We start from the raw sequence: 6,163 nt of genomic DNA, 5'->3' as shown, positions 1-6,163 counted from the left end.
CACTACAACAGGGGAAGACCCTTATACGTACAGTATTATTGAGGTGAATTAATCTGGCAAGAGGGAGCGAAGCGGCCATGTATAAAAGCGAAGCCATCTGTCTGACAGGATGGGGAATTTTATAAAGGTCAGCCCGGCACTAAGTGGCGCGGCTGCTTTAACAGTAATGCGGAATGTATGTATGGTGTGTAAGCAGTCCATACCGGCATCGGTGAAATGACGCTTCCTCGTCACGGCTGTTCGTTCCTCGCTGCGCTGCGGTACGCCTCAGCCGGGCCTGCGGCGAGCGTTACAATTGCGCGTTCAGGGAAAGAAATATGCAGCCCTGTTACTCTTCCGGCTTACCTATTCCGGCAACAATACCCAGCTGAGAGATGCGAACTATAAAAGCGTTAATCCTTATCTGCCGGTGAGATTTCGATAAGCTCGTGGCCCTGGTTATGAATATTGCCTACTTTTTTGCTGACAGTATGCCAGGTAAATGCTTTTTCCGGAATGGCTGCGTCGCGGGCAATTTCTTCTGCACGCGCTGGAGACGTTTCGTCACTGAGCCATTCACGAACAGCATCAGGCGTAATCACCAGCGGCCGCCTGTCATGTATATCGACCATGCCCTGATTGCTGGCTGACGTGACAATCACGAAGCCCTCTTTGCCGTGATCCTGCCCGTACGGCTGCCTGCCGATGGCGGCGAAGAAAAGTGGCTCCTTTTTTTTGTGAAAGATGAAGAATGGCTGCTTCTCACCACCTTCTTTCTGCCATTCGAACCAGCCGTCAGCAGGCACGATAGCGCGGCCATGATTCCAGAGAGGCTTAAACATGCGGCCGCTCGCAGCCGTCTCACCGCGCGCGTTGATAAGTGGCTGCTTATCCCACCATTCCGGTCCGTAGCCCCAATATACCGGATCGAGGCGCAACGAATCTTCCTGTTCGTTTAGCAGTAACACTTTAGTGCCTGGTGCTACGTTAAAGCGCCCGAGAGGTTCCGGATCGAATGTGATTTCGTCCGGTGTCAGGCCGAGTGAGTCAAAATAATCGTCACGGCTGCTGTACTGCGCAAATCTTCCACACATGGTTACCTCCTGCTGTTGATGTAAGGATAGCGACGTATACTGATATCACGAGTATTAAATGCGCCTACGCGACGGAGATCTGGTCGTTATCAGGTTCACCTTAAAAGGCTGAAAAGCTGTAAAGAATGGAGCATTTGCATGGCCTTTCAGAGTCCGGCCCAGAACTACACTGAAACGCGCCTGAGTCTGGGCGATCTGGTGCATCTTTCCCCTTACTCTACCTATCTGATGCGCAGCGAAAGCGACTGTCCAGATGCTGGTATTATTAAAGGGTCCGTGCTGGCCATCGATCGCGCGCTGACACCGGCACACGGTCAGTTAATCGTTGCCGAGCTCGAGGGAGAACTGACGCTGAGGCGGCTGCTGCTCAATCCGGTTCCCGCCCTGCAGGCGCTGGACGCGGACGAAACTGTTACGCTGCTTGATGTAAGCCATGTGTTGCCCGTGTGGGGTGTGGTTGCCTATGCCCTCACCGATGTAGCCGGAGTGGGATTTAACGGACCGGCAGGAGATTAGTAATGTTTGCGCTGGCCGATGCCAACAATTTTTACGCCTCATGCGAAACCGTATTCAGGCCCGATTTGCGTGGTAAACCGATTGTCGTCGTGTCGAACAACGACGGATGCGTTATCGCACGATCGGCCGAGGCAAAGCGTTTAGGGGTTAAAATGGCCGCCCCGCTGTTTCAGAATGAGCGTTATTTCAGGCAGAACGGTGTGTACGTGTTCAGCTCTAATTACGAGCTATACGGTGACATGTCTGCACGCATGATGGCCATACTGGGCAAGATGGCTGCGGGACAGGAAGTCTATTCCATCGATGAGTCATTTCTGGACGTTACCGGGATTGATAACCTTATCCCGCTTGAGGCATTCGGGCAGCAGATGCGCGAGCGTATCCGGAAGGAAACCGGGCTGATAATCGGCGTGGGGTTCGGGCCGACCAAAACGCTGGCCAAATTGGCCAACCATGCATCTAAGAAGTGGACGCAGACTAATGGCGTCGTAGACCTGTCAGACAGAAGTCGACAGCGAAAACTCCTGCATCTGACTGACGTCAGTGATATCTGGGGGATTGGCCGGCGGATCAGCCTGCGCATGAACCAGCTGGGAATCACTACCGCCCTGCAACTCGCGGACAGCAACGTCAGCATGATACGGAAGAATTTCGACGTTATTGTCGAGCGAACCGCGCGTGAACTAAACGGAGAATCCTGCCTGGCACTTGAAGACGCACCTCCGCCCAAGCAGCAGATCGTCTGCAGCCGTTCTTTTGGCCAGCGCGTTACACAGATGGAGCAAATGCAGCAGGCCGTGGTGCTGTATGCCACGCGCGCGGCGGAAAAACTCAGAGAGCAGAATTCGCGCTGCCGCCATATAAGCGTCTCGATCGCCACTGGTCGCCACGGTGGTGAACCGCAGTATTCGGATACTGCTTCCCGCATATGCGACTATCCGACGAACGACACGCGGGACATTATCGAATCAGCACTTCGAGGCCTCAGTGCTATCTGGCGGGAAGGCTACAGGTATGCCAAAGCAGGGGTCATGCTGGCCGATTTTTACCAGTCAGGCGTGGCGCAGTTTGACATGTTCAGTGAGCAGCAGCCGCGCGCGAACTCTGACGCTTTAATGGCCGCGCTGGACGGCATCAATCGCTCAGGCAAAGGAAAGGTCTGGTTCGCGGGTCAGGGAAATCGCGACAGTTCATGGCAGATGAAGCGCGGAATGCTGTCGCCGCGCTACACAACGAGAATAAAAGATATCCCAGGAATAAAATAATTTTAGAGTAATTGAGGGGAATCTTTAACTAAAAGTCCGCTATGTGCCAGAAGCGGACGTTACAGCGGTACATTTACGCTAATTTAGCATCAGTATGTCGCAGGTATTTCACGGCCAAGAATATAAGATTGCAGAGTCAGCCCTGCTGAAAGAATGTGTTTGACGGTATATTCGCGCGCACCGGCTGGGTCGTTCTGCTGACAGGCGCTTAAAATATGCTCATGTTCTACCTGAAATTTAAGGGTATCCGACACTAAACGAAGTTGAAAAATCTCATATCTTTCAATTTGTTGTTGCAACTCATTTATCATCTTCAGCAGACGCTGATTTTTACACTTTCGGTACAGTAATTCATGAAACTCCCGATTATATAAACCTTGCTGTACGGGGTCCGATGTACACCCCAGAAGTTTATGGACAAGCTCTGCTCGTATAATCGTTTCAGAGTCGATGTACTGCATACTTTGAAAAATAGCCTCACCTTCCATCAAAGCCCGGAGCTGGTAAATTTCATCCACATCGGTGACAGAAAGTGTTTTTACTACCGCTCCACGGTTTCTGTAAACCTCAACTAAACCTTCCCGCTGAAGCTGCTGTATAGCCTCCCTCAACGGAATACGGCTGACAGAAAACCGGCTGGCAAGGTCCCTTTCAACCAGCCGATCTCCATCCTGCAATGAACCGTTGTTAATTAAACGTCTAAGCTCCTGGGCAAGCATGTCAGCGGTTGATAGAGAAACTATGCTCATTGATTCTACTTTTTATAAAATAAATGGTATACCATTATTCCATAAACTCAGCTTTTATGACAACCTTGTAGGCAGATGCCCGTATCGTTCATTACGAATCAAGAAAAGTGGCCGATGCTTCGCAATTTTGAATGTATAGCTTCATCATTTAGAGAGGTTCGGCAAATTAATGGAACATGTTTATACGTCACATATCTCGTGGACAGGGAATTTGGGCACGGGCACATCGGGCTATAAGTCATATGCGCGGACATGGGATATCGCCATAACCGGAAAGGAAACCATTCATTGCTCAAATGACCCACTGCTGGGCGGCGACCCTGGTAAAATGAACCCTGAAGATCTCCTGATATCCTCTCTTTCTGCCTGTCATATGCTGTGGTATCTGCATCTCGCCTCAGATGCCGGCATCACTGTGCTGGATTATGAAGACTCACCGGTAGCTACAGGTGAGGTTTTAAAAGGGGGTGCAGGTCGCTTTATTTCAGCCATACTCAGGCCAAAAATTACGGTTCAGGCCGGTATAAATCTCGATGCTGCAACGGCTATTCACCATGAAATTCATAAAGTCTGTTTTATTGCAAGATCAGTTAATTTTCCTGTTTTTTATGAACCTGAATTTATCATCAGTCATTTACCTTCCAGTTGAACACGATTCCTTAGTGATGCTTATGCCTGCTCAATAAGAGGGAATCAGCAACACTGAGAGGCGTGTAGCTGAATCAACGTGATTAACGAGGCAAGGACTAATAGGTTTTGTGCCAGCTTGATGTCCGCTCCTCGCTCATAGCGGACCTGACGCGCGCGTCCGCTTCGTGCCAGAAGCGGACGTTCAAGATATCATGACGCAGTTAACGTCGAAGATCCGGCCGACTTGTTTTCAAGTATGTTAATGATTAAGTCGCGTGGAAAAATTGTCTCATTGGTGTGTATGAGCTCTTCTATTGTCCACCAATGATGATCGCGAATGAGTTCCTTTTCATTGCTACTCCATCCTGAACGATCGAGATCTACTGTATTTGCATTAATCATAAAGAAACGCTCATCAGCAAGTACTGTCTCCCCACTTGGTAGCATCATTGTGAAGGTTCGGGACGCTACTGCTGGTCCTGTTAATGTTTCTTTCAATCCCGTTTCTTCAAATAATTCGCGTATAGCGGCCTGCTCGAAAGATTCATTTTTTTCAAGCCCTCCTCCCGGAGTTGCCCAGTATGTTTTTCCCCTTAGAGCATCATCTTTATGACAGAACCTAAAGAGCAGGACATGATTTTCAGGCGAAAGAATGATCAATCGAGATGATGGTCTAATGCGCATATATCCCCCTTAAAAAGCTTAAATACTGATTCTCAATATTTATATAAACATAAATTGCAGCCTGAATCGCCCTATAGGTCTGTAATTTCTTACAGCTTTAATCTCACTCAACGTCCGCTTTTCGCTCATAGCAGACATATGTCTTGCGTTAGTCCGCTTTGTGCCAGAAGCGGACATTCTGACTGAGCCTTTCGAAAAGGCTCAGTCATAAGAACAGAGAAGGTTCAGGTAAACTTATTCAGTCCAGATTCTTTTAGGGGTAGTTACGCCCTAGCTTTGGAATCAAACGTACATATATTAATTCGCTAAGCAATTCAACCATGGTCTGGGCGACGATGACCGCGGGCAGAACTGGCACGGCTCCAGGCACCGCCAGAGCAAGCGGTAGTATCACCAGTGAGTTCCGTGTTGCACCGCTAAAAGCTATTGCTCTCGCGGCTTTTGATTCCAGAAGAAAAATCTTAGCCATACCCCATCCGCATAAAGGCGCTAGCGCAGCAAAAGCCACATAGACAGGCACCGCCTGTACAGCAACAGCCCATGCCTGTCCCAGCTGCGGCAGCATGGCGGCTACAACGATGAAAAGAACTGCTGCAGTCGCCGGAACGGGCAGCAGACCAAGACCCTCGGTTATTTTTTGCGCTAAATGGCTTTTCCGGGCCACAAACTGTGTTAACGCAGCAAGCAGCAGGGGAATAGCAATAAGCCAGATAAATGCATGAATAAACGGCGTGGGTTGCACCAGTTCGGATGCATTTTCTCCAAGAAATAAACGCAGATAGATCGGAAGCAACAGGATCTGCACGATAAGCAATACCGGTGTAGAAGCCAGTAAAAGACGGGCATCCGCACGGCCAAGCTGCGAAAACGTCACTACGTAATCAATACAGGGGGTAAGCAGGACCAAAAGTACGCCGAGAATAAGCATCGGATTATTCGGAAGAAAACTGACCAGCACAGCAACAAGAAGCGGTACCAACAGGAAATTAGTCAGCAAAAGAGGCAGAATGAAACGCACTCTCGTAAACGCAGTTCCAAGTTCAGCCACAGGAACCTGAAGAAAGGTAACATAGAGCATCAGAGCGAGCGCGGGATTGATAGCACTTTCCAGAGAGGCTGTGCCTGAAAGAATAAATGCCGAAAAGCATCCGGCAGCCACAGCGAAGAAGTAAATGGCAACCTGACCATGTTCCAGCCAGTCCCTAATCGCTGCTGCTTTATTTACTGTTTGCATAGGTTAAATCCT

General features: G+C 49.4%; 7 protein-coding genes. 3 read left to right on the top strand and 4 right to left on the bottom strand.

Going from position 1 to position 6,163, the window contains the following annotated elements:
• Window positions 1-392 precede the first annotated feature (392 nt).
• Window positions 393-1,073 carry an SOS response-associated peptidase family protein gene (locus AFL22_RS22845; protein ID WP_052272248.1) on the bottom strand — a complete coding sequence of 227 codons (681 nt, stop codon included), beginning with the start codon at window positions 1,071-1,073 and terminating at the stop codon, window positions 393-395.
• A gap of 138 nt (window positions 1,074-1,211) precedes the next feature.
• On the opposite strand from AFL22_RS22845, the gene AFL22_RS22840 reads away from it, so the two are divergent.
• Both AFL22_RS22840 and umuC read left to right on the top strand, forming a co-directional pair.
• Window positions 1,212-1,589 (top strand): phage repressor protein, encoded by a 378-nt coding sequence (locus AFL22_RS22840; protein WP_052272247.1) that lies wholly within the window; start codon window positions 1,212-1,214, stop codon window positions 1,587-1,589.
• A 2-nt stretch (window positions 1,590-1,591) separates the two neighbouring features.
• Window positions 1,592-2,854: a translesion error-prone DNA polymerase V subunit UmuC gene (umuC, locus tag AFL22_RS22835; protein ID WP_052272246.1), complete on the top strand. Its 1,263-nt coding sequence runs from the start codon at window positions 1,592-1,594 to the stop codon at window positions 2,852-2,854.
• Between the two features lie 89 nt (window positions 2,855-2,943).
• Here the strand turns inward: umuC and AFL22_RS22830 are convergent, their stop codons facing one another.
• Window positions 2,944-3,603 carry a GntR family transcriptional regulator gene (locus AFL22_RS22830; protein WP_033768217.1) on the bottom strand — a complete coding sequence of 220 codons (660 nt, stop codon included), beginning with the start codon at window positions 3,601-3,603 and terminating at the stop codon, window positions 2,944-2,946.
• A gap of 169 nt (window positions 3,604-3,772) precedes the next feature.
• Between AFL22_RS22830 and AFL22_RS22825 the strand changes: the two genes are divergently transcribed.
• The gene (locus tag AFL22_RS22825) at window positions 3,773-4,252 is read left to right on the top strand and encodes an OsmC family protein (protein WP_033768219.1); all 480 of its coding nucleotides are present in this window, start codon (window positions 3,773-3,775) and stop codon (window positions 4,250-4,252) included.
• A gap of 191 nt (window positions 4,253-4,443) precedes the next feature.
• Here the strand turns inward: AFL22_RS22825 and AFL22_RS22820 are convergent, their stop codons facing one another.
• Together AFL22_RS22820 and AFL22_RS22815 are read right to left on the bottom strand one after the other, a co-directional pair.
• Window positions 4,444-4,917, bottom strand: coding sequence for an NUDIX domain-containing protein (locus AFL22_RS22820; protein WP_052272245.1), 474 nt, complete (start codon window positions 4,915-4,917; stop codon window positions 4,444-4,446).
• Window positions 4,918-5,170: 253 nt separating this feature from the next.
• Window positions 5,171-6,151 carry an arsenic resistance protein gene (locus tag AFL22_RS22815; protein ID WP_052272244.1) on the bottom strand — a complete coding sequence of 327 codons (981 nt, stop codon included), beginning with the start codon at window positions 6,149-6,151 and terminating at the stop codon, window positions 5,171-5,173.
• Between the last annotated feature and the right edge of the window lie 12 nt (window positions 6,152-6,163).

The organism is Pantoea sp. CFSAN033090 (genome assembly GCF_001264395.1).
Lineage (GTDB): Bacteria > Pseudomonadota > Gammaproteobacteria > Enterobacterales > Enterobacteriaceae > Pantoea > Pantoea agglomerans.
The sequence above is the reverse complement of the archived record's forward strand: the minus strand, read 5'-3'. Positions and strand labels throughout refer to the sequence as shown.

Coding starts and splice junctions, on each gene's coding strand:
- AFL22_RS22845 (WP_052272248.1), bottom strand. CDS start 1,073: ATGTGTGGAAGATTTGCGCAGTACAGCAGCCGTGACGATTATTTTGAC.
- AFL22_RS22840 (WP_052272247.1), top strand. CDS start 1,212: ATGGCCTTTCAGAGTCCGGCCCAGAACTACACTGAAACGCGCCTGAGT.
- umuC (WP_052272246.1), top strand. CDS start 1,592: ATGTTTGCGCTGGCCGATGCCAACAATTTTTACGCCTCATGCGAAACC.
- AFL22_RS22830 (WP_033768217.1), bottom strand. CDS start 3,603: ATGAGCATAGTTTCTCTATCAACCGCTGACATGCTTGCCCAGGAGCTT.
- AFL22_RS22825 (WP_033768219.1), top strand. CDS start 3,773: ATGGAACATGTTTATACGTCACATATCTCGTGGACAGGGAATTTGGGC.
- AFL22_RS22820 (WP_052272245.1), bottom strand. CDS start 4,917: ATGCGCATTAGACCATCATCTCGATTGATCATTCTTTCGCCTGAAAAT.
- AFL22_RS22815 (WP_052272244.1), bottom strand. CDS start 6,151: ATGCAAACAGTAAATAAAGCAGCAGCGATTAGGGACTGGCTGGAACAT.